At 72.7% G+C, this 20,223-nt stretch carries 21 protein-coding genes and 1 pseudogene; 12 read left to right on the top strand and 10 right to left on the bottom strand.

Annotation, left to right across the window (positions count from 1 at the left end; genetic code table 11):
• The first annotated feature begins 21 nt into the window (after positions 1-21).
• The gene (locus tag EXE57_RS04765) at positions 22-657 is read left to right on the top strand and encodes a TMEM175 family protein (RefSeq protein ID WP_135074480.1); all 636 of its coding nucleotides are present in this window, start codon (positions 22-24) and stop codon (positions 655-657) included.
• Between the two features lie 57 nt (positions 658-714).
• On the opposite strand, the gene EXE57_RS04760 is transcribed toward EXE57_RS04765, so the two are convergent.
• Positions 715-1,632, bottom strand: coding sequence for a DMT family transporter (locus EXE57_RS04760; protein ID WP_167305821.1), 918 nt, complete (start codon positions 1,630-1,632; stop codon positions 715-717).
• 59 nt (positions 1,633-1,691) lie between these two features.
• Between EXE57_RS04760 and lepA the strand changes: the two are divergent.
• Positions 1,692-3,601, top strand: a pseudogene (gene lepA / locus EXE57_RS04755) (translation elongation factor 4).
• Positions 3,602-3,791: 190 nt separating this feature from the next.
• On the opposite strand, the gene EXE57_RS04750 reads toward lepA, so the two are convergent.
• Positions 3,792-4,361, bottom strand: a complete 570-nt coding sequence (locus EXE57_RS04750) for a TIGR03086 family metal-binding protein (RefSeq protein WP_135074476.1) — start codon at positions 4,359-4,361, stop codon at positions 3,792-3,794.
• Between the two features lie 52 nt (positions 4,362-4,413).
• Between EXE57_RS04750 and EXE57_RS04745 the strand changes: the two genes are divergently transcribed.
• The 6 genes from EXE57_RS04745 (at position 4,414) to hemW (ending at position 10,961) form a co-directional block, all read left to right on the top strand.
• Positions 4,414-5,241, top strand: a complete 828-nt coding sequence (locus EXE57_RS04745; RefSeq protein WP_208542969.1) for a helix-turn-helix domain-containing protein — start codon at positions 4,414-4,416, stop codon at positions 5,239-5,241.
• Positions 5,238-6,149: an aminoglycoside phosphotransferase family protein gene (locus EXE57_RS04740; RefSeq protein WP_135074474.1), complete on the top strand. Its 912-nt coding sequence runs from the start codon at positions 5,238-5,240 to the stop codon at positions 6,147-6,149. Before EXE57_RS04745 ends, EXE57_RS04740 begins: the two co-directional genes overlap by 4 nt.
• Before the next feature lie 25 nt (positions 6,150-6,174).
• A complete protein-coding gene (locus EXE57_RS04735; protein WP_208542968.1) occupies positions 6,175-6,825 on the top strand; it encodes an MOSC domain-containing protein in 651 nt (216 codons plus the stop codon).
• Positions 6,826-6,925: 100 nt separating this feature from the next.
• The gene (locus EXE57_RS04730; protein WP_341869443.1) at positions 6,926-8,743 is read left to right on the top strand and encodes an AMP-dependent synthetase/ligase; all 1,818 of its coding nucleotides are present in this window, start codon (positions 6,926-6,928) and stop codon (positions 8,741-8,743) included.
• A gap of 95 nt (positions 8,744-8,838) precedes the next feature.
• The gene (locus tag EXE57_RS04725) at positions 8,839-9,720 is read left to right on the top strand and encodes an intradiol ring-cleavage dioxygenase (RefSeq protein ID WP_135074472.1); all 882 of its coding nucleotides are present in this window, start codon (positions 8,839-8,841) and stop codon (positions 9,718-9,720) included.
• 29 nt (positions 9,721-9,749) lie between these two features.
• On the top strand, positions 9,750-10,961 hold the full coding sequence (gene hemW, locus EXE57_RS04720; protein ID WP_135074470.1) for a radical SAM family heme chaperone HemW: 1,212 nt from the start codon (positions 9,750-9,752) through the stop codon (positions 10,959-10,961).
• Between the two features lie 9 nt (positions 10,962-10,970).
• Here hemW and EXE57_RS04715 read toward each other — a convergent pair whose 3' ends face one another.
• Genes EXE57_RS04715 through EXE57_RS04700 form a run of 4 tightly spaced genes read right to left on the bottom strand, consistent with a single transcriptional unit; the run spans position 10,971 to position 13,426 of the window.
• On the bottom strand, positions 10,971-11,396 hold the full coding sequence (locus tag EXE57_RS04715) for a DUF4870 domain-containing protein (protein WP_135074468.1): 426 nt from the start codon (positions 11,394-11,396) through the stop codon (positions 10,971-10,973).
• Entirely contained in the window at positions 11,393-12,262 is an 870-nt protein-coding gene (locus EXE57_RS04710) for a DUF3097 domain-containing protein (protein WP_135074466.1), read from the bottom strand. Before EXE57_RS04710 ends, EXE57_RS04715 begins: the two co-directional genes overlap by 4 nt.
• Before the next feature lie 54 nt (positions 12,263-12,316).
• Positions 12,317-12,520, bottom strand: coding sequence for a hypothetical protein (locus EXE57_RS04705; protein WP_135074464.1), 204 nt, complete (start codon positions 12,518-12,520; stop codon positions 12,317-12,319).
• A gap of 54 nt (positions 12,521-12,574) precedes the next feature.
• Positions 12,575-13,426 carry an MBL fold metallo-hydrolase gene (locus tag EXE57_RS04700; RefSeq protein WP_135074462.1) on the bottom strand — a complete coding sequence of 284 codons (852 nt, stop codon included), beginning with the start codon at positions 13,424-13,426 and terminating at the stop codon, positions 12,575-12,577.
• Positions 13,427-13,492: 66 nt separating this feature from the next.
• Between EXE57_RS04700 and hrcA the strand changes: the two genes are divergently transcribed.
• Genes hrcA through EXE57_RS04685 form a run of 3 tightly spaced genes read left to right on the top strand, consistent with a single transcriptional unit; the run spans position 13,493 to position 16,464 of the window.
• Positions 13,493-14,500, top strand: a complete 1,008-nt coding sequence (gene hrcA / locus EXE57_RS04695; RefSeq protein WP_135074460.1) for a heat-inducible transcriptional repressor HrcA — start codon at positions 13,493-13,495, stop codon at positions 14,498-14,500.
• A gap of 43 nt (positions 14,501-14,543) precedes the next feature.
• Positions 14,544-15,719, top strand: coding sequence for a molecular chaperone DnaJ (gene dnaJ, locus EXE57_RS04690; RefSeq protein WP_135080614.1), 1,176 nt, complete (start codon positions 14,544-14,546; stop codon positions 15,717-15,719).
• 4 nt (positions 15,720-15,723) lie between these two features.
• Positions 15,724-16,464 carry a 16S rRNA (uracil(1498)-N(3))-methyltransferase gene (locus tag EXE57_RS04685; RefSeq protein ID WP_135074459.1) on the top strand — a complete coding sequence of 247 codons (741 nt, stop codon included), beginning with the start codon at positions 15,724-15,726 and terminating at the stop codon, positions 16,462-16,464.
• Between the two features lie 16 nt (positions 16,465-16,480).
• On the opposite strand, the gene EXE57_RS04680 is transcribed toward EXE57_RS04685, so the two are convergent.
• The 4 genes from EXE57_RS04680 to EXE57_RS04665 form a co-directional block, all read right to left on the bottom strand.
• On the bottom strand, positions 16,481-17,092 hold the full coding sequence (locus tag EXE57_RS04680; RefSeq protein WP_135074457.1) for a hypothetical protein: 612 nt from the start codon (positions 17,090-17,092) through the stop codon (positions 16,481-16,483).
• Positions 17,093-17,216: 124 nt separating this feature from the next.
• Positions 17,217-18,134 carry a Gmad2 immunoglobulin-like domain-containing protein gene (locus tag EXE57_RS04675; protein WP_135074455.1) on the bottom strand — a complete coding sequence of 306 codons (918 nt, stop codon included), beginning with the start codon at positions 18,132-18,134 and terminating at the stop codon, positions 17,217-17,219.
• 12 nt (positions 18,135-18,146) lie between these two features.
• Positions 18,147-19,190 (bottom strand): Gmad2 immunoglobulin-like domain-containing protein, encoded by a 1,044-nt coding sequence (locus EXE57_RS04670; protein WP_135074453.1) that lies wholly within the window; start codon positions 19,188-19,190, stop codon positions 18,147-18,149.
• A complete protein-coding gene (locus EXE57_RS04665; RefSeq protein WP_135074451.1) occupies positions 19,187-19,747 on the bottom strand; it encodes a SigE family RNA polymerase sigma factor in 561 nt (186 codons plus the stop codon). Before EXE57_RS04665 ends, EXE57_RS04670 begins: the two co-directional genes overlap by 4 nt.
• 101 nt (positions 19,748-19,848) lie before the next feature.
• Between EXE57_RS04665 and EXE57_RS04660 the strand changes: the two genes are divergently transcribed.
• The gene (locus tag EXE57_RS04660) at positions 19,849-20,205 is read left to right on the top strand and encodes a histidine triad nucleotide-binding protein (protein ID WP_135074449.1); all 357 of its coding nucleotides are present in this window, start codon (positions 19,849-19,851) and stop codon (positions 20,203-20,205) included.
• Positions 20,206-20,223 lie beyond the last annotated feature (18 nt).

Here is a 20,223-nt window from a genome sequence, read left to right as displayed (position 1 = left end):
GGCATCAGTAGGCTGCCGTCCGTGGCTGCACGCGAGCACCGCCGCCGCGGGCACGAGCGGTTCATCACCTTCATCGACGCGATCGTCGCGATCGCGATCACCCTGCTGGTGCTGCCGCTCGTGGAGCTGACCGCGCAGATCGACGATTACGACTCGGTGGGCGCGCTGCTGCGCGAGAACCAGGCGGAGGTCTGGGCCTTCCTGCTCAGCTTCGTGGTGATCGCCCGGCTGTGGGTCGTCCAGCACGACTCGGTCCGGCACGTGGCCGTCCAGGACGGCCGGGTGATGCGGCTGCTGCTCCTCTGGGCCCTGACCATCGTGTTCCTGCCCTTCCCGACGGCGCTGGTCGCCGCAGCCGCCGACGACGGGGTGACGAAGCTGCTCTACATCGGGACGATGGTCCTGTCGACGACCTGCCTGACGCTCGTCGAGGTGGTGCTGGTCCGCCATCCCGAGCTCACCGACGGGGACGACGAGGCCGACCCTGTCTACGGCGCCGCCAACGTGGCCATGCTGCTGCTCGCGTTGGTGATCACCCTGGCCGTGCCGGCGACGAGCTACTTCCCGTTGCTGCTGCTCCTGGCAGCAGACCCGGCCGCTCGGACCTGGCACCGGCTCCGCGGGGGCGACTCCCGCCGCCGCGCCTCGACGGACTGAGGCCGCCCCGGATCGTCACCGTGCTGCTCGCTCACTGGGCGGTGCGGGCGAGCCGACTCACGTCGTGAGCACTTCTCCGGGTGGTCGGCTCCGGGTCGCGGCGGCCACGCCCACGACGGCCACCACGAGCCCCGCGAGCTCGCGGGCGCCGAGTGCCTCGTCCAGCACCAGCCAGGCGAGCACCGCGGTCACCGGAGGTGAGAGGAAGAACAGGCTGGACGCGGCGCCGGAGCCCCCACGCAGCACCAGCATCGCGAGCAGCGCCAGCCCGACCAGGGAGTAGACGACCACCAGGTAGGACACCGACACGACGGCGGCCGTGGGGTCCGTCACGGGCCAGGCCCCCTCGGTGAGCAGGCCGGCCAGCAGCATCGGTGGAGCGGAGACCGCGAACTGCACGGTCGTCGACCACAGCAGGTCGGGACTGGCCCCGATCCAGCGCTGCCCGAGGGTGCCGATGCTGAGCATCAGCATGCTGGCGGCTCCGAGCGCGACGGCGGGCAGCCCGCCTGCCGCCTCGAGGTCGGGGCCGAGGACGAGCAGCACACCGACGACGCCCAGCACGAAGCCGACCACCTGCAGCGCCGCCACGCGTTCGTGCAGCAGCAGCGCCGCGAGGAGCATGGTCAGCACCGGGCTGAGGGCGTGGAAGAGCGAGCTGACGGTGGCCCCGAGGCCGAGGTCGAACGCGACGTACATCAGGCCGAACTGGCAGGCGTTCATCAGCAGCCCCACGACCGCCACGCGGAGCAGCACCCCGCGCGGCATCCGGAACGGCCGTCGCAGGGCCAGGGCGACCGCACCGCCGAGGAGGGCGGCCAGCGTGAACCGCCAGCCCAGCACGGAGAACGGCGCGGCGGCGTCCACCGCCGCCGGCCCGGCGATGTAGCCGGAGGACCAGACCAGGACGAACGCGGCTGCCGGGAGGACGGGGAGGTGCCTGGTCGGCGCGACGGGGGCCGACGTCAGGGACACCCGCGGCACGCTACCCGGGCGCACCGCGAGTTCTGGTCGCCGACCGCTGCCGTGGAACAATGACCGTTCCCGCCTGTCGCCCACGGAAGTCCGACGTGCCCTCGATCCCTGCGCCCCCGAAGCCCGGTCACACCGACCCGGCGATCATCCGCAACTTCTGCATCATCGCCCACATCGACCACGGCAAGTCGACGCTCGCGGACCGGATGCTGCAGCTGACCGGCGTGGTCGACGAGCGCGCGGCGCGGGCGCAGTACCTGGACCGGATGGACATCGAGCGCGAGCGCGGCATCACGATCAAGAGCCAGGCCGTGCGGATGCCCTGGACCGTCCCCGACGGCAACGACGAGGGCGCCGAGCCCGGCACGTACGTGCTCAACATGATCGACACCCCGGGCCACGTCGACTTCACCTACGAGGTGTCGCGCTCCCTCGAGGCGTGCGAGGCGGCGATCCTGCTCGTCGACGCTGCGCAGGGGATCGAGGCCCAGACGCTGGCCAACCTCTACCTCGCCATGGGTGCGGACCTCCACATCATCCCGGTGCTCAACAAGATCGACCTGCCCAGCGCCAACGTCGAGAAGTACGCCGCCGAGCTGGCCGGCCTGGTCGGCTGCGACGTGTCGGACGTGCTGCTCACCTCGGCCAAGACCGGCCTGGGCGTCGAGGCGCTGCTCAACGAGATCGTCAAGCAGACCCCGCCGCCGGTCGGCCGCGCCGACCGGCCGCCGCGGGCGCTGATCTTCGACTCGGTCTACGACACCTACCGCGGCGTCGTCACCTACGTCCGCGTCGTCGACGGCAGGCTCTCCCACCGCGACCGGATCAAGATGATGTCGACGGGTGCCGTGCACGAGATGCTCGAGGTCGGCGTCATCAGCCCGGAGCCGGTCAAGGCGGGGGAGATCGGCGTCGGCGAGGTCGGGTACCTCATCACCGGGGTGAAGGACGTACGGCAGTCGCGGGTGGGTGACACCGTCACCAGCCAGCACCACGGCGCCGACGAGGCGCTGGGCGGCTACAAGCACCCCAACCCGATGGTCTACTCCGGTCTCTACCCGATCGACGGCGACGACTACCCGACGCTGCGCGACGCGCTCGAGCGGCTGCAGCTCAACGACGCCGCGCTCACCTTCGAGCCCGAGACCTCCGGGGCGCTCGGCTTCGGGTTCCGCTGCGGCTTCCTGGGCCTCCTCCACATGGAGATCACCCGCGACCGGCTGGAGCGGGAGTTCAACCTCGACCTGATCTCGACCGCTCCCAACGTGGTCTACGAGGTCTCCATGGAGGACGGCACCGTCCACACCGTGACCAACCCCAGCGAGTACCCCGAGGGCAAGATCGCCGAGGTGCGCGAGCCGGTGGTGCGGGCCACGATCCTGAGCCCGTCCGACTTCATCGGCACGATCATGGAGCTGTGCCAGACCAAGCGCGGCTCGCTGCTCGGCATGGACTACCTCTCCGAGGACCGCGTCGAGATGCGCTACACGCTGCCGATGGGTGAGATCGTCTTCGACTTCTTCGACCAGCTGAAGTCGCGGACCAAGGGCTACGCCTCGCTCGACTACGAGCGCTCGGGCGAGCAGGTCGCCGACCTGGTCAAGGTCGACATCCTGCTGCAGGGCGAGCCGGTCGACGCGTTCTCCGCGATCGTCCACCGCGACGCGGCGTACTCCTACGGCGTCATGCTCGCCGGCAAGCTCAAGGACCTGATCCCGCGCCAGCAGTTCGAGGTGCCGATCCAGGCCGCGATCGGTGCCCGCGTGATCGCGCGGGAGAACATCCGCGCGATCCGCAAGGACGTGCTCGCCAAGTGCTACGGCGGCGACATCACGCGCAAGCGCAAGCTGCTGGAGAAGCAGAAGGAGGGCAAGAAGCGGATGAAGATGGTCGGCCGCGTCGAGGTCCCCAGGAGGCCTTCATCGCCGCGCTCTCCAACGCCCCCACCGCCGAGAAGTCCAAGAAGTAGCGACCGTTCCCATCGTGGTCCCACTGGTGCGGGGGTCTCGAGGCTCGCTGCGCTCGCACCTCGACCTCCGGTTGTGCACGGCCGGCGAGGCACCGGAACGCCGCGGGGACCCACGGAGGTCGAGGTGCGAAGGCCGGCAGGGCCTGAGGCTCGAGACCCGGTGAGGGGCAACGCACGCCCCAGGAAGGGCTCAGGCCGGAGTCCAGGACGGGTCCCGCCCGAGCCTGGCCAGCAGCCGGTCCTGCGCCGGTGTGTCGTCGGGAACGGTGACCGCCGGGGCGCAGATGCCCTCGCCGTAGAGGGCGTCGCCCCACTCCGAGGCCGTGGCGCCGAGCGAGGCGGCCTCCTCGTCGCTGATCGACCACGACTGGCCGGTGGCCCGGGCGACGTCCCAGCCGTGGATGACGAGGTCCCAGCCGTAGAAGTCGGCCATCGTCGCCGCGATGGTGGTACGCCCGAAGTAGCCGTCGTACTCCCGCTCGGCCACGCCGTCGCGAGCGAGCGCCGCGACCACGTCGGCGGCATGGGTACGCCACGCCGCGGCCGGGTCCGACAGGTCGGGGGCGTCCGTGGCGAGGAGGTCGTGCCGGAGCAGGAAGTCGCGCTCGGCCTCGATCGCGTGCGCCGCCACGTCCCGGACCGTCCACCCCTCGCACGGGGTGGGGGCGTCCCAGCGGTCCCCGACCGCGTCGAGGAGCTCGCCGAAGGTGCCGGCACGGGCCGCGAAACGTCCTGCCGTCTGGTGGGTCGTGGTGGTCATGGGGGAGACGGTAGGCAGCAGGATCCGCGCCGATCTTGTGATAATCCGACACGTGACTGACACCGGGCCGCGTCCGGTCGACCCGATCGACCGCGCCCACCTCACCGGCACCAGCCGACCGTCCCCGCCGATCTACCGCTACGCGCCGGGCGGGGGCCTCGAGCCGCTCGTGCAGCGCTACTGGATCCCGGTGTGGTCGGTCGAGGAGCCGCAGCGGCAGAGCACGCTCCAGCACCCCGCCTGCCTGGTGGTGGTGAGCAACACATACGCCCGCTTCTACGGCGTGGTCCGTGGCCTGTCCTCGGTCACCCTCGAGGGCACCGGCTGGGCGGTCGGGACGATGCTCACGCCGGCGGCCGGCTCGCTGCTCCTCGACGGTCCGGTGACCCCGGTGACCGACACGTACGTCGACCTCGACGCTGTCCCGGCTCTCGACGCACCCACCCTCGTGGCGCGGGTGCGGGCCGCGATGGAGCCGGACCCCACGGATCCCGGGGCGCACGGGGTCGCGATCGCGGAGGTCGAGCGGCAGCTCGCGCCGCTGCTGCCCCTCGACCCGCAGGGCCTGCTCGTCAACGACGTCGTCACCTGGTTGCGCGACCACCCGGAGGTCAGCCGGGTCGGTGAGGTCGCCGAGGCCTTCGCGACCTCCGAGCGCACCCTCCAGCGACTCGTGCTGCAGCGCGTGGGCATGACGCCGAAGTGGCTGGTGCAGCGGCGCCGGCTCCACGACGCAGTCGAGCGGCTGAAGGCCGGCACGACCTCGCTCGCCGCGATGGCCGCCGAGCTCGGGTACGCCGACCAGGCGCACTTCACCCAGGACTTCCGTACCGTCACCGGCATGACCCCCGGCCGCTACCTCGACGACCAGCCCCGGTGACCATCCCGGCCGGCCTGGAGGCGCAGCGCAGCCTCGGGGAGGAGTGGGCGGACTGGCTGGACCGGTTGCCGCGGCTGCGCGCCGAGCTCCTCGAGGAGTGGGGGCTGGCGCCGGACGGTGAGCCGATGCACGGGTTCTGCTCGCTGGTCCTCCCGGTCGTCGACGCGGACGGGGTCGCGGCGGCGCTCAAGCTGGCGCTCCCCGACGACGAGTCCGAGCACGAGGCCCTCGCCCTGCAGCACTGGCAGGGCGACGGCACCGTACGACTGCTGCGCGCCGACCCGCACCGCCGCGCGATGCTGCTCGAGCGGTTGCACCCCCGGGACCTCTCCGACCTGTGGGACGTGGCGGCCTGCGAGGTCGTCGCCGGCTTCTACCCGCGGCTGCACCGCCCGGCGCCCCCGCAGCTGCGCCCCCTCACCTCGTACGTCAGTCGCTGGCTGGACGACCTCGAGGGACTCGGACGCGAGCTGCCCGTGCCGCCGCGCATGGTCGAGCAGGCGCTCCACCTCGGCCGGGCGCTGGTGTCGGACGCCGCCAGCACCGGGGTGATGATCCACGGCGACCTCCACTACGCCAACGTGCTCGCGGCCGACCGGGAGCCGTGGCTGGTGATCGACCCGAAGCCGATGAGCGGCGACCCGCACTACGAGCCGGCGCCGCTGCTCCACAACCGCTGGGAGGAGGTGCAGGGCGACGTCCGCGCCTCGCTCCGCCGTCGCTTCCACACCGTGGTCGACGCAGCCGGCCTCGACGAGGCCCGCGCCCGCGACTGGACCGTGGTCCGGATGGTGGTGGACGCCTCGTGGGCCGTCCAGGACGCCCGCCGGGCGGGCCGCGCGCTCGACGCGGACGAGCGGGACCACGTCACCCGCTGCGTCGCGATCGTCAAAGCAGTACAGGAGTGACCCCGGGCCGTGGTGGGATGAGCCCGTGAGGTTCACGATCCGCTCCGTCAACGTCGGCCGCCCGCGCGAGCGCGCCTGGGCCGACATCGGCCGTACGTCGATCGAGAAGCTCCCCGTGCCGGGTCCGGTGGAGGTGCGCACCCTGGGCATCGACGGCGACCAGGTCTCCGACACCAAGCACCACGGCGGCGTCGACCAGGCGGTCTACGCGTTCGCCCGGGAGGACCTCGACCGCTGGGCCACCGAGTTCGGCGCCGACCTCCGCGACGGCATCTTCGGCGAGAACCTGACCACGAGCGGCTACGACGTCAACGAGGCCGAGGTCGGCGAGCACTGGCGGGTCGGCTCCGCACTGCTCGAGGTCGCGTCCGTGAGGATCCCGTGCAACGACTTCAAGGGCTGGATGGGGGAGTCAGGGCTCGACACCACCGCCTGGGTCAAGCGGTTCACCGCCGACGGCCGGCCCGGCCCCTATCTCCGTGTCCTCGAGGAGGGGGAGGTCTTCCCGGGCGATCGGGCCGAGGTGGTCCACCGGCCGGGGCACGGCGTCACGGTCTCGACGATGTTCCGGGCCCTCACGACCGAGCGCGGGCTGCTGCCGCGGCTGCTCGTCGTGGACGGCCTGGTCGACGAGGCGCGCGAGAGTGCCGAGGCGTACGTCGCGGCCCGTTCCTGAGGGCTGGACCAGCCTGATCGCGGGTTGTGCTACCGCTGCGTAACCCAGTGATCTAGGTTACGCAGCAACCGAGTCAGCCCGAGCCGTCCCAGGAGTGCCCGTGCCCATCCATCACGACACCAGCTTCCTCGACACCATGCCGGCGAACGTCGCCGTCCAGTTCCTCGACCGTGTCGGTGAGTCTGCGGACCACGAGGCGTTCCGCTACCCCGTCGGGGAGTCCTGGGAGTCGGTGACCTGGCGCCAGGCGGGGGAGCGGGTCCAGGCGCTGGCCGCGGGCCTCCTCTCCCTCGGGATCCAGCCCGAGCAGCGCGTCGGCATCGCCTCGGGCACCCGCTACGAGTGGATCCTCGCCGACCTCGCCATCATGTGCGCCGGTGGCGCGACCACCACCGTCTACCCGACGACCAACAGCCGCGACACCGCCTACATCCTGGGCGACTCGGAGTGCCGCGTGGTGTTCGCCGAGGACGACGAGCAGCTGGCCAAGGTGCGCGAGCACAAGAGCGAGCTGCCGCACCTGTCGAAGGTCGTCACCTTCGACGGTGAGAGCGACGGCGACTGGGTGATCTCCCTCGACGACCTCGCCGACCTCGGCGCCGCCCACCTCGCCGAGCACGCCGACGCCGTGGAGGAGGTCGCCCGTGCGATCGACCCGGAGCAGCTCGCGACCCTGATCTACACCTCCGGCACCACCGGCCGTCCCAAGGGCGTCCGACTCAAGCACCGCTCGTGGGTCTACGAGGGCGAGGCGATCAAGGCGCAGGACATCCTCACCGAGGACGACCTGCAGTTCCTGTGGCTGCCGATGGCGCACTCCTTCGGCAAGGTGCTGCTCTCGACCCAGATGGCGATCGGGTTCGCGACCGCCATCGACGGCCGGGTCGACAGGATCGTCGACAACCTCGGCGTGGTGAAGCCGACCTTCATGGGTGCGGCGCCCCGCATCTTCGAGAAGGCCCACGGCCGGATCGTCACGATGACCGCCTCGGAGGGCGGCGCCAAGGAGAAGATCTTCACGCAGGCCTTCAAGGTCGGCCTCGAGGTCGACCGGCTCAAGCGGGAGGGCAAGTCCGTCCCGCTGCCGCTGAAGCTCCAGCACGGGCTCTTCGACAAGCTCGTCTTCAGCAAGGTCCGCGACCGCTTCGGCGGCCGGGTGCGCTTCTTCATCTCCGGCGCCGCCGCGCTCAACCAGGACATCGCGGAGTGGTTCCACGCCGCGGGCATCCTGATCCTCGAGGGCTACGGCCTCACCGAGACCTCGGCGGGCTCCTTCGTCAACCACCCCGACGACTACCGCTTCGGCACCGTCGGGCCCGCGGTCCCCGGCACCGAGGTCAAGCTGGGGGAGGGCGACGAGATCATGATCAAGGGCCCCGGCGTCATGGACGGCTACCACAACCTGCCGGAGGAGACCGCCGGCACCCTCACCGAGGACGGCTGGCTCCACACCGGCGACAAGGGCTCGCTCGACGCCGACGGCTACCTCCGGATCACCGGGCGCATCAAGGAGCTCTTCAAGACTTCCGGCGGCAAGTACATCGCCCCGCCGGCGATCGAGTCGAAGTTCAAGGCGATCTGCCCGTACGCCAGCCAGTTCATGGTCTTCGGCGACGAGCGCAACTTCTGCGTGGCCCTGGTCACCCTCGACCCCGACGCGATCGCCGGCTGGGCCGCCGAGAACGACGTCACCGGCGACTACAGCGCGATCGTGGGCTCGGAGAAGTGCCACGCGATGGTCCAGGGCTACGTCGACGAGCTCAACAGCAACCTCAACCGCTGGGAGACGATCAAGAAGTGGGAGCTGCTCGACCACGACCTGACCGTCGAGTCCGGTGAGCTGACCCCCTCGATGAAGGTCAAGCGCAACGTCGTCCAGAGCAACTACCAGGACAAGATCGACGCCTTCTACGCCTGAGCACCGGTGCCGCACAGGCGGCGCACAGGCGGGCGGGCTCTGATGGGTGCCGGTGGGAGACCACCGGCACCCATCGACGTCCTCCAGGAGCCCCCATGAGCCACGACCACCACCCCGACGAGGTCCACGAGCACGACCTCGGCCTCCAGCACGACGTCGACGTCCTGCAGCAGCGCGGGCTGGGTCGGCGTGGCCTGCTGGGGATCCTCGGCGGGATCGGCGCGGCCGGGGCCCTGGCCGCCTGCTCGTCCGGGACCACGCCGGGCGGTTCGGGGAGTGGTCCGGCGGGCGGGCCGCCCCCGGGCGGCCCGGACGGTGGCCCGGGTGCGGAGTCCGACGTCACGGTGGCTGAGGGGGAGATCCCGGAGGAGACCGCCGGCCCCTACCCCGGTGACGGCTCCAACGGCCCCAACGTGCTGACGGAGTCCGGCATCGTGCGCAAGGACATCACCTCCAGCTTCGGGTCGGCCGGCGGCGTTGCCGAGGGAGTGCCGCTGACGCTGCGCTTCCGCGTCCACGACCTCTCCGGCGAGGACGTCTCCCCGCTGGCCGGTGCGGCGCTCTACGCGTGGCACTGCGACCGCGCCGGCAGCTACTCGATGTACGACGGTGACGCCGTCGACGAGAACTACCTGCGGGGCGTGCAGGAGGCCGACGACGACGGTTGGCTGTCCTTCACCACGATCTTCCCGGGCTGCTACGCCGGGCGCTGGCCGCACGTGCACGTCGAGGTGTACGAGTCGGTCGCCAGCGCCACCCGTGCCTCCAGCAAGCTGCGTACCTCCCAGCTCGCGTTCCCCCAGGACGTGTGCGAGCAGGTCTACGCCGAGGAGGGCTACGAGGAGTCGGTCGACAACCTCGCGGGCGTCAGCCTGGACAGCGACGGCATCTTCAGCGACGGCTACTCGCTGCAGATGGCCCGGGTCACCGGCTCGGTGGCGGAGGGCCTCACGGCCACCCTCAACGTGCCGATCTGAGGTCCCGGGGAGCGTGGTTGGATGGCGAGGTGCCGTCCGCCCCGCCCCCAGGTGTCCCCGCCCCGGCCGACGGGCACCTCCCCCGGTCGGCGCTGGCGACGCTCGGCCGGCAGCCTTTCGGCCTCTACGTGCACGTGCCGTACTGCACCGTCCGGTGCGGCTACTGCGACTTCAACACCTACACCGCCGAGGAGCTCGGCCCCGGCGCCTCGCGGGCGACGTACGCCGAGTCCGCGATCGCCGAGATCAGGCTGGCCCGGCGGGTGCTGGGTGACGTCGACCTCCCGGTCTCGACGGTGTTCCTCGGTGGCGGCACCCCCACCCTGCTGCCGCCCGCCGACCTGGCCTCGGTGCTGGCGGCGACCGCGGCGGAGTTCGGCCTCGCCAGGGACGCCGAGGTCACGACCGAGTCCAACCCCGACTCCGTCACCCGGTGGGACCTCGAGGAGCTCCGCTCGGCAGGCTTCACCCGGATCTCCTTCGGCATGCAGTCGGCCGTCCCGCGGGTGCTGGCGACCCTCGACCGGACGCACGACCCGCTGCGGGTGCCCGCGGTCGTCGCGTGGGCGCGGTCGGCCGGCTTCGAGCACGTCAGCCTCGACCTGATCTACGGCACCCCCGGGGAGACGGTGGCGGACTGGGAGACCTCGCTGGACGCAGCGCTCGCCTGCCGGCCCGACCACGTGTCGGCGTACGCCCTCATCGTCGAGGACGGCACGGCCCTGGCGCGCCGGGTGCGGCGCGGCGAGCTGCCCGCCCCCGACGACGACGACCTGGCCGACAAGTACGTCCTCGCCGACGACCGGCTCGTGGCCGCCGGCCTCGACTGGTACGAGGTCTCCAACTGGGCCCAGGACGAGGGGGCGCGCTGCCGGCACAACGTGCACTACTGGACCGGCGCCGACTGGTGGGGCATCGGGCCGGGCGCCCACTCCCACGTCGGTGGGGTGCGCTGGTGGAACGTCCGCCACCCTGCGGCGTACGCCGACCGGCTGGCCGCCGCGGCCAGCCCGGCCCAGGCGCGCGAGGTGCTCACCGACGAGGAGCGGCGCGTCGAGCGGGTGCTGCTGGAGATCCGGTTGGCGAGCGGCCTCGACGCTGCCGTGCTCGACGACGCCGGCCGAGCCGCGGTCGGACCGCTGGTCGACCGCGAGCTCGTCGTGCGGCAGGACGGACGGCTGCTGCTCACCCGACGCGGGCGGCTGCTGGCCGACGCGGTCGTCCGCGACCTGCTGCCCTGAGGGAGAGGTCTAGCTGACGAGCCGGATCGTGAGCGGGTAGCGGTAGTCCTCGCCGTTGGCGGCCTTGACGGTCGCCACGATGATGAACACCAGCGCCAGCACCGCGACCACGATCACGATCGGGATGATCACCAGCAGGCCCACGCCGAAGGTCAGCAGGGCCACGATGATGCCCACGACGGTGCCGACGACGGTGTAGATCAGCAGCGAGATCTGGAAGTTGAGCGACTCCACCGCGTGGCGGCGGACGAACGGCGACTCGCTCTTGACCAGCATGATGACCAGCGGCGCGAGGAAGCCCAGCGCGAAGTAGGCGGAGACCAGCGTGCCGATGTGGGACGCCAGCGCCCAGGTCTTGTCCTCCTGGGTCAGCGCCGGCGGGCCGCCCTGCGGCTGCTCGGGGACCTCCGGCGGCGGGCCGTAGGGGTCGTTCATGGCCCCAGCGTAACGAAGTCGATGAGCTCCTCGACGCGACCGAGGAGGGCGGGATCGAGGTCCTGGAAGCCCCGGACGCCGCCGAGGACGTGCTTCCACGCGCGAGCGATGTCGGCCTGGTCCCGGTGGGGCCAGCCGAGCCGCTGGCAGGTGCCGTGCTTCCAGTCCTCGCGGCGGGGCACGTCGGGCCACTTCTCGAAGCCGAGCCGCTCGGGCTTCACTGCCTGCCAGATGTCGATGAAGGGGTGCCCGACGACGAGGACGTGCGGGCCGACGGGGGAGCGGCGGATGCCGTCGGCGATCCGGCTCTCCTTCGACCCGGGGACCAGGTGGTCCACCAGCACGCCGACCCGGCGCTCGGGGCCGGGTCGGAAGTCGCGCAGGTGCTCGGCGAGGTCGTCGACGCCGCCGAGGTACTCGACGACGACTCCCTCGATGCGGAGGTCGTCGCCCCAGACCTTCTCGACCAGCTCGGCGTCGTGCCGGCCCTCGACGTAGATCCGGCTCTGTCGCGCCACCCGCGCCTTCGCGCCGTGGACCGCCACCGATCCCGAGGCGGTCCGGGTCGGTCGGGCGGGGGCGGTGGAACGCGGGGGCGCGACCAGGATCACCGGCTTGCCGTCGAGCAGGAAGCCGGGGCCGAGCGGGAACGTACGCCGCCGGGCGCGCCGGTCCTCGAGGGTGACCGTGTGGAGGTCGCGGTCGACCTCGACGATCTCGCCGCAGAAGTCGGCCGTCACCTCCTCCACGACGTCGCCCTTGCGGGCGGGCGCCTCGGTCGCGCGTCCGCGCCGGGGGGCGCGCCAATCGGTGGAGAGGACGTCGGCGCCGTAGCGGTCGCCGCTGCGTGAGGTGGGGGAGGGCACCGCCCAACGCTAGGAGCACAGGGGCTGCCGGGCGGGGAGGGCACGCCGGGAGGGCTACTCCCGGCTGTCGCCCTCGTCGTCCTCGTCCGCGACCTCGTCGGACTCCTCGGCCGCCTTGCCGCCGTCCATGTCCAGGTCGTCGGGGTCGACCTCGTCGGTGTCCAGCGGCTCGGCGAGCGGGTTGTCCTCGCCGGGCTGGAGGTCGTCGGGCAGGTCCTCGTCGCTGATGCCGCCGGGCTCGCTCTCGGATGTGCTCATGCCGTCGAACGTAGCCCGGGACCGGCGGCCGGTCATCACCCCGAAGGACCGCGCTCAGGCGAGCGGGAGCCGCTTCTGGCCGCGGGGCAGGTGCTCGTAGCCCCGGAGGACCGCCTGCTCCAGGAGGTCGGGGTCGAAGGGCCAGTCGGCTGCCGCCAGGGCCTCGGACGCCGGCACGCCCCGGGCGGCCAGGTCCAGCACGTTCTGGGCCACCAGGCCGATCTCGTTGCGCTGCTGCTCGACGAAGGCGCGGTCGACGGGCGCGCCGTGACCGGGGACGACCACCGAGCCCGACGTGAGCAGCCCGAGGACGGTGTCGAGGCTGTGCGGCCACGCCAGCGGGAAGCAGTCCGAGCCGTAGGCCGGCGGCGCCGACTCCTCGACCTGGTCGCCGGCGAGCACGACGTCGACGTCGGGGACCCGGACCACCAGGTCGCCGGCGGTGTGGCCGCGGCCCGGGTGGACCAGCTCGACGGCGCGGTCGCCGAGGTCGAGCACCTTGGCAGAGGAGAACGTGTCGTCGGGGACCACGACCGTGGTGGCGAGGACGTCGTCGCGGTGGGGATCGTCGGGGGAGTCGGCGTACCGCTGCCGGACCTCCTCGCCGCGCCGCGCCAGCTCGTCGGCCGCGTCCTCGTGGGCCGTGACCGGCACCGGCCCGTACGCCCCGCGGACGGCCTCGTTGCCGAAGGTGTGGTCGAAGTGCCAGTGGGTGTTGACTACGCCCACCACCTCGCCCGCGCCCAGCCGGCGCACGTCGGCCACCACCTCGCGCGCCGCCGCCGCGGACCCGTGGGTGTCCACCAGCAGCAGGCCGCGCTCCCCGCCGACGAGCGTCACGTTCACGTCGAACCACGGGTAGCGGGCCACCCAGACCCGCGCTGCCACCTCGGTGAAGTCAGCCATGCTGACCGACCCTAGTAGCATTGGCACTCAGCCCGAACGAGTGCCAAGAGCGGAGGAGGTCCCAGCATGCCCGACGAGCGCAGGCTCGAGGTCCTCCGTGCCATCGTGGAGGACTACGTCTCCACCGAGGAGCCGGTCGGCTCCAAGGCCCTCGTCGAGCGTCACCGGCTCGGCGTCTCCCCGGCGACCGTGCGCAACGACATGGCCGTGCTCGAGGAGGAGGGCTTCATCACCCAGCCGCACACCAGTGCGGGCCGGGTGCCGACCGACAAGGGCTACCGGCTGTTCGTCGACCGGCTCACCACCGTCAAGCCGATGACCGTCGCGGAGCGCCGGGCGATCGCGACCCTGCTCGACGGGGCGATCGACCTCGACGACGTCGTCCACCGCTCCGTGCGGTTGCTGTCGCAGCTGACGCGGCAGGTCGCTGTCGTCCAGTACCCCACGCTGAGCCGCAGCACGGTCCGTCACGTCGAGCTGGTGGCGCTGATGCCCACGCGGCTGCTGACGGTCCTGATCCTCAGCACCGGCCGGGTCGAGCAGCGGCTGGTCGAGATGGCCGAGCCGCTCACCGACGACGCGCTCGTCGACCTGCGCGGCCAGGTCAACCGGGCCGCGACGGGTCAGACGATCGCCGACGCGGTCACCGCCCTGCGGGCGCTGGCGAGCGAGCTGCCGGACACTGCCGTGGTCGCCGAGACGCTCGCCGAGGCGATGAGCGACCACCGGTCCGACGAGCGGATCGTGGTCGGCGGCGCGGCCAACCTGGCCCGCTACGGCGACAGCTTCGACTCCGCCGTACGGCCGCTGCTCGAGGCGCTGGAGGAGCACGTCGTGCTGCTCAAGCTCCTCGGCGAGGCCACCACCGGCGACACCGTCACCGTCCGGATCGGCCACGAGGGGCCCTACCAGGAGCTGGCCTCGACCAGCGTCGTCGCGACCGGCTACGGCCCGGGCGACGAGGCGCTGGCGACGCTCGGCATCGTGGGACCGACCCGCATGGACTACCCCGGCACGATGGCCGCCGTCCGGGCCGTGGCCCGCTACGTCTCCCGGATCCTCGACGAGGCGTGACCCACCCGACCACCCATCCACTCCCCACGACGAAGGACCAGTGTTGAGCCAGGACCTCTACGACCTCCTGGGTGTCAGCCGCGACGCGGACGCCGATGCCATCAAGAAGGCCTACCGACGGCTGGCGCGCCAGTACCACCCCGACGTCAACCCCGAGCCCGCCTCCAAGGAGAAGTTCGCGGAGGTCTCCCGCGCCTACGAGGTGCTGTCGGACCCGCAGAAGCGTGCCGCGTACGACCGCGGCGGCGACCCGTTCGGCGGCATGGGCGCCGGCTTCGGCGGCCAGGGCGCCGGGTTCTCCTTCACCGACATCATGGACGCCTTCTTCGGCGGCGGCGCCGCCGCTCCCGGGCAGGGCCGTGGCCCCCGCTCGCGGGTCCGCCGCGGTCAGGACGCCCTGATCCGGATCGAGGTGGCGCTCGCGGAGGCAGCCTTCGGGATCACCCGCGAGATCAAGGTCGACACGGCCGTGGTCTGCACCACCTGCGGGGGCGAGGGCGCGGCGCCGGGCAGCCACCCGGTGCCGTGCGAGACCTGCCGCGGCGCGGGCGAGGTCGCCCACGTCCAGCGCTCGTTCCTCGGCGAGGTACGGACCCTGCGCCCCTGCGCGGCGTGCCGAGGCTTCGGCACGATCATCCCCGACCCCTGCCGGGAGTGCTCGGGCGACGGCCGCGTCCGCTCGCGGCGCACCCTCACCGTCAAGATCCCCGCCGGGGTGGACACGGGCACCCGCGTCCAGCTCAGCGAGCAGGGCGAGGTCGGTCCCGGGGGCGGTCCGGCCGGCGACCTCTACGTCGAGATCAACGTCGCGGCCCACGACACCTTCACCCGCCAGGGCGACGACCTCCACTGCACCGTGACGGTCCCGATGACGGCCGCGGCGCTCGGCACCACGCTCACGCTGCCGACGCTCGAGGCCGACCTCGAGTCCGGCGCCGGGTCCGGCGTGGAGACGTCCTTCGAGCTGGAGGTCAAGGCCGGCACCCAGTCGGGGGCCGAGCAGGTGCTGCGTGGCCGGGGCGTCCCCGGGCTCCGCGGCGGCCGCGGCGACCTGGTCGTCCACACGGTCGTCGAGACTCCGAACCGGCTGGACCCCCGCCAGGAGGAGCTCCTCCACGAGCTGGCGGCGATGCGGGGCGAGGAGCAGCCGACCGGCCAGGTCCGGCCTGCCTCGAAGTCGATGTTCGGACGGCTGCGCGACGCCTTCAACACCCACTGAGCCGATGTCGCTGCCCGTCCACCTCGCCCCGTCGCTGACCGGGGTCGCGCCCGGCGAGACCGTCGAGGTGACCGGCGACGAGGCCCACCACGCGGTCGCCGTCCGCCGGTTGCGGGTCGGCGAGACGGTCGTGCTGACCGACGGCGCCGGCACCTCGGTGACCGGTCCGGTCGGGTCGACCGGCAAGCGGGTCTTCACGGTCCGCGTCGACGACGTACGCCGGGAGCCGCGCCCCCAGCCCGAGCTGGTCGTCGTGCAGGCGCTCCCCAAGGGCGACCGCGGCGAGCTGGCCGTGGAGGTGCTGACGGAGGTCGGGGTCGCCCTGGTGGTGCCGTGGGCCGCCGCGCGGAGCGTCGCCGTCTGGAAGGGCGAGCGGGCCGAGCGCTCCCGGGCGAAGTGGCAGGCGACGGCGCGGGAGGCCGCCAAGCAGGCACGCCGCAGCTGGCTGCCCGAAGTGGCTGCGCTCGCCCGGACCGCCGAGGTCGTGGACCTGGTGGCCGGCGCCGACCTCGCGCTGGTGCTCCACGAGGGTGCCGACGACGCGCTCGTCCACGTCGACGTACCGAGCGCGGGGAGGATCGTGCTGGTGGTCGGCCCCGAGGGCGGGCTGTCCGAGGCGGAGGTGGCGGCATTGGTCGGGGCCGGCGCCCGCTCCGTCAGGCTCGGCGACGAGGTGCTCCGCACCTCCACCGCCGGGGTCGTCGCGGCGGCGGCCGTCCTCGCCCGCACCCCCCGCTGGGGCTAGCTCCCCGGGCCCCGGCTCAGGCTCGCGAGGCGAACCAAGGCTGGTGCAGGTCGTGGAACTGCAGGTCGTGGACCATCCGGTCCCACGCCGCCATCGCCTCGTGCACCGGGCCGGACTCCGGCATCGTCCGCCGCTCGGCCTCCCGCGCGGTCTTCTCGTCGGTGAAGGCCACGGTCTCGGTGAAGGTGCCGTCGGGCTCGATCGCGATCGTCGCCCCCAGGATCTCGGGCCGCGCCTCGTGCAGCATCGTCTCCATCTCGCGCATGCCCGCCTCCAGGGCGTCGGGGTCGTCCATCCTGCCCCGGATCACCTGGACGAACCCGGCCTCGTCCGAGCCGCCGCCCAGCATCATCACCACCCGGTCGCAGTCGTGGAACTCCACGGGACCGTCGAAGAGCGCCTCCATCCGGCCCCACCACTCCTGCTGCTCGGGCCGCTCGGAGCTGGCTGTCGCGGCCTCCCGCGACTCGAAGCGTACGACGGCGAGCAGCTCGCCCTCGTCGGTGAACCCGTAGGTCCCGCCCAGCCAGCCGGCGGCTCCGGGCGAGACGTCGGCGAGCCACTGGTCCATGAGGTCGCGTGCCTCGTCCTGGCGGTGGCACGTTCCCTGGATGATCTGGATGAACATCGGCGTCCCCTCACTGCTCCGGGGACGCCCGAGGGCGGGCGCCGTGCCTCGTCCCCCGTCGTGCGACGTTACGACCGTCGCCGGGGGCGGTCAAGGGTCCCGGGACACGGGCTCGGCAGCCGTCTCAGCGGACGGTGAAGTCCTTGTCGTCGGTCATCGCCCCGACGCCCTCGGTACCGCCGGTGGGGTCGTCGGTGGTGACCCAGAACGTGTAGTCACCGGGGGCCAGCCCCGAGACGTCGACGGACAGCTCGAACGGGAAGAGCTTGTCCTCCATCCAGCCGGCCATGGTCGCGAACCCGTCGTCGACGACCTCGTCGCCGCGACGGATCTCCCAGCCGAGGTTCGCCTCGAAGCTGTTGCCGACCCCCGAGACCGCGAGGCGGTCACCGGCAGCGGAGGCCTGCTCGGGCGAGGTCACGCTGACGTGGTTGAGGACCTGGAGCATGGAGCCGTTGCGGACGGGCTTGCCGGTGGGGACGCCGAGCACCTGGCCGAGCCGCTCGTCGCCGGCGACGAAGACGACCGGGAGCCGGGTCTGGGTGGCAGCCTGGAGGGAGTAGACGACCTGCTGCACGGCCGCCTTCGCCTCCGCGCCCGACATGCCCGAGGGGCGCGCCTGGACCCCGGGGTCGACCTCGACCTCGATCAGGTCCCCGCCGGTCACCACGCCCCGGAGCTGGCCGGGCCGCCAGGCGGTCCGGTAGTCCGGGTCGAGTGGCGCGGTGGACAGCAGCTCCAGCGTGGCCGGGACCGCCTCGCCGCTCGCACGCCGGAACTCGCGGAACAGCCGGGGCCCGGCCCGCTCGGTGTCGCCGAGGTAGTAGACGGCGGCCGTCACCTCGCCCGCGGGGTCCTCGGAGGCGCTCGGGCTCCCCGTGGCCTCGGGTGAGGACGTCTCCTCCTCCGGTTCGGCCGGAGCGGAGGTCGGCTCCTCGACGGCCCGGGTGGGCTCGGGGGAGTCGGCGACCTGCTCGGGCTCGGCGCAGCCGCCCAGCGCGAGGAGCGCGGCGACGGCGACGGAGGTGGTGCGGACGAGCATGGGGGGCTCCTGTCACTCGATGACGACGGTTCGGCTGTCGGAGAACGGTCCGGTGCCTTCGGCGCCCCCGGAGGGGTCGCTGGTCTCCACGATGAGGGAGTAGGTGCCCGGAGCGAGCGACGACACGTCGATCGAGCCCTGGAAGGAGAAGAGGGTGGTGCCCATCGAGCCCTCGGCCGTGAAGAAGCCGTCGTCGACGGGCTCGCCGGAGGCCGCCAGGATCGTCCACGGCACGGTGCCCTCGAAGGAGTTGGCCGCGCCGGAGACCTGCAGCCGGCCCGCGACCGTCTCGCCCTCCGCGGGAGCCTCGATGCTGACGAGCGCGAGCGTGTCGAGCACGGGCCCGGCCGCCACCGGGCCCGTCGTCTCGATGCCGAGCACCTGGACTGCGGGCTCGCCCTCGACGAGGAACTCCACCGGGAGCTCCTGCTGGGCGTAGGCCTGCATCGTGGAGACGACCTGTTGCAGGGAGGCGGCCGCCTCGTCCTCGGTCATCCCAGCGGGTTGGTCGACGAGGGACTGCTGGGCCAGCTCGACGGTGATCCGGTCGTCCTCGACGCTGCCCCCGGCGAAGGCGCCGGCGGGCCAGAGGGTGCGGTAGTCGGGGTCGGCCGGAGCGCTGGTGAGGAGCTCCAGCTGGGCGGCGGGACCGTCGTCGGGCATCTCGGTCGCGACGTCCTCGCGGTAGAGGCGGACGCCGGCAGGGGTCTCGCCGAGGTAGTAGACCGCGACCTGCCGCACCGCGACCGGCGGCGCGCCGGCGCTCGGCGACGGGGTGTCGGGCTCCGCCGTCGGCGCGGGGGAGGTGGCGGAGGGCGTGCCGGCCGGCCCGGGTTGCTCGCGGGGGAAGAAGCCGTCGCCGGCGATGGCCACGCCGGTCACCACGGCGGCGGTGACCAGGACGGCGCCGCCGAGCGCGAGCAGCGCCGGACGCCGGCGCGCCGGGGCGGAGGTACGCGCCCGCAGCTCGCCGAGCCGGTCGGAGGGCTCCACCCCCGCGACCGCGTCGCGCAGCAGCGCAGCGAGCTGCGGGTCGTGCTCGTCGCGGCGGCTCATGACCGGTCCTCCAAGTAGTCGGAGAGCGTGACCCGCAGCGCCGCAGCCCCGCGTGAGGCGTGGCTCTTGACGGCGCCGCGGCTGATGCCGAGGGCGTCGGCGATCTCGGCCTCGGACAGCTCGGAGTAGTAGCGCAGCGCGAGCACCTCCCGCTGGCGTCCGGGGAGCGCCCGGAGCGCGTCGAGGACCCGCTCGCGACGGTCGTCGGCCATCACCTCGTGGTCGGCGCCCGGGGCGACGGTGACCGGCTTCTCGCGCGCGGCGTGGCGCTCCACGACGCCCTGGTGGCGCAGGGCCGAGCGGGACCGGTTGACGACCGTCTGCCGGAGGTAGGCGAGGGCCCGCTCGGGGTCGCGGAGCCGGCGCCACCGGCCGTGGACGGCCACGAAGGAGTCCTGGACGATCTCCTCGGCGAGCGACACGTCGTGGACCAGGAGCACGCCGAGGCGGACCAGCGCGCGCCAGTGGGCAGCGTAGAGCTGGTCGAGCGCCTGGTCGGCGTCCCAGGCCGTCGGGCCACTCACGAAGAGGGGCCCGACGTAGACGGTCGCATGCATCTGCACGCTAGTAGCACGCGCCGCCCCGGGCAGTGGTTGACACGTCATCCACCCCGGATTGCTCGACGGGTCACCCGGCGGGCGTCTCCTACAGTGGCCCCATGACGAGTGCTCCAGACTCCGCGGACTGCCTGTTCTGCCGGATCGTGGCCGGGGAGGTCCCCGCCGACCTGGTCGTCTCGACCGATGAGGTGGTCGCCTTCCGCGACATCAGTCCGGTGGCGCCCATCCACGTGCTGGTCGTGCCCCGGGAGCACCGGCCCGACGCCGCGGCCACCGCGGCGGACGACCCTGCTGCGATCGGCCGGTTGGTCGCCGCCGCAGCGGAGGTCGCCTCTCACGAGGGGTTGGACGACTACCGGATGGTCTTCAACACCGGCCCCGGCGCCGGGCAGAGCGTCTTCCACACCCACCTCCACGTCCTTGGCGGCAGGGACCTCGCCTGGCCCCCGGGCTGAGCGCGCGGGAATCCGGGT

Origin of the sequence: Nocardioides euryhalodurans, from assembly GCF_004564375.1 — a bacterium.
Taxonomy (GTDB): Bacteria; Actinomycetota; Actinomycetes; order Propionibacteriales; family Nocardioidaceae; genus Nocardioides; species Nocardioides euryhalodurans.
This window is presented reverse-complemented; position numbering and strand designations above follow the sequence as displayed.

What these genes read in the sequence shown, in the direction of transcription:
- EXE57_RS04750 (WP_135074476.1), bottom strand. Translation starts at nt 4,361, where the DNA reads ATGACCACCACGACCCACCAGACGGCAGGACGTTTCGCGGCCCGTGCC.
- EXE57_RS04700 (WP_135074462.1), bottom strand. Translation starts at nt 13,426, where the DNA reads ATGGCTGACTTCACCGAGGTGGCAGCGCGGGTCTGGGTGGCCCGCTAC.
- EXE57_RS04705 (WP_135074464.1), bottom strand. Translation starts at nt 12,520, where the DNA reads ATGAGCACATCCGAGAGCGAGCCCGGCGGCATCAGCGACGAGGACCTG.
- EXE57_RS04665 (WP_135074451.1), bottom strand. Translation starts at nt 19,747, where the DNA reads ATGCATGCGACCGTCTACGTCGGGCCCCTCTTCGTGAGTGGCCCGACG.
- EXE57_RS04685 (WP_135074459.1), top strand. Translation starts at nt 15,724, where the DNA reads ATGTCGCTGCCCGTCCACCTCGCCCCGTCGCTGACCGGGGTCGCGCCC.
- EXE57_RS04680 (WP_135074457.1), bottom strand. Translation starts at nt 17,092, where the DNA reads ATGTTCATCCAGATCATCCAGGGAACGTGCCACCGCCAGGACGAGGCA.
- EXE57_RS04725 (WP_135074472.1), top strand. Translation starts at nt 8,839, where the DNA reads ATGAGCCACGACCACCACCCCGACGAGGTCCACGAGCACGACCTCGGC.
- EXE57_RS04675 (WP_135074455.1), bottom strand. Translation starts at nt 18,134, where the DNA reads ATGCTCGTCCGCACCACCTCCGTCGCCGTCGCCGCGCTCCTCGCGCTG.
- EXE57_RS04660 (WP_135074449.1), top strand. Translation starts at nt 19,849, where the DNA reads ATGACGAGTGCTCCAGACTCCGCGGACTGCCTGTTCTGCCGGATCGTG.
- EXE57_RS04670 (WP_135074453.1), bottom strand. Translation starts at nt 19,190, where the DNA reads ATGAGCCGCCGCGACGAGCACGACCCGCAGCTCGCTGCGCTGCTGCGC.
- EXE57_RS04715 (WP_135074468.1), bottom strand. Translation starts at nt 11,396, where the DNA reads ATGAACGACCCCTACGGCCCGCCGCCGGAGGTCCCCGAGCAGCCGCAG.
- hrcA (WP_135074460.1), top strand. Translation starts at nt 13,493, where the DNA reads ATGCCCGACGAGCGCAGGCTCGAGGTCCTCCGTGCCATCGTGGAGGAC.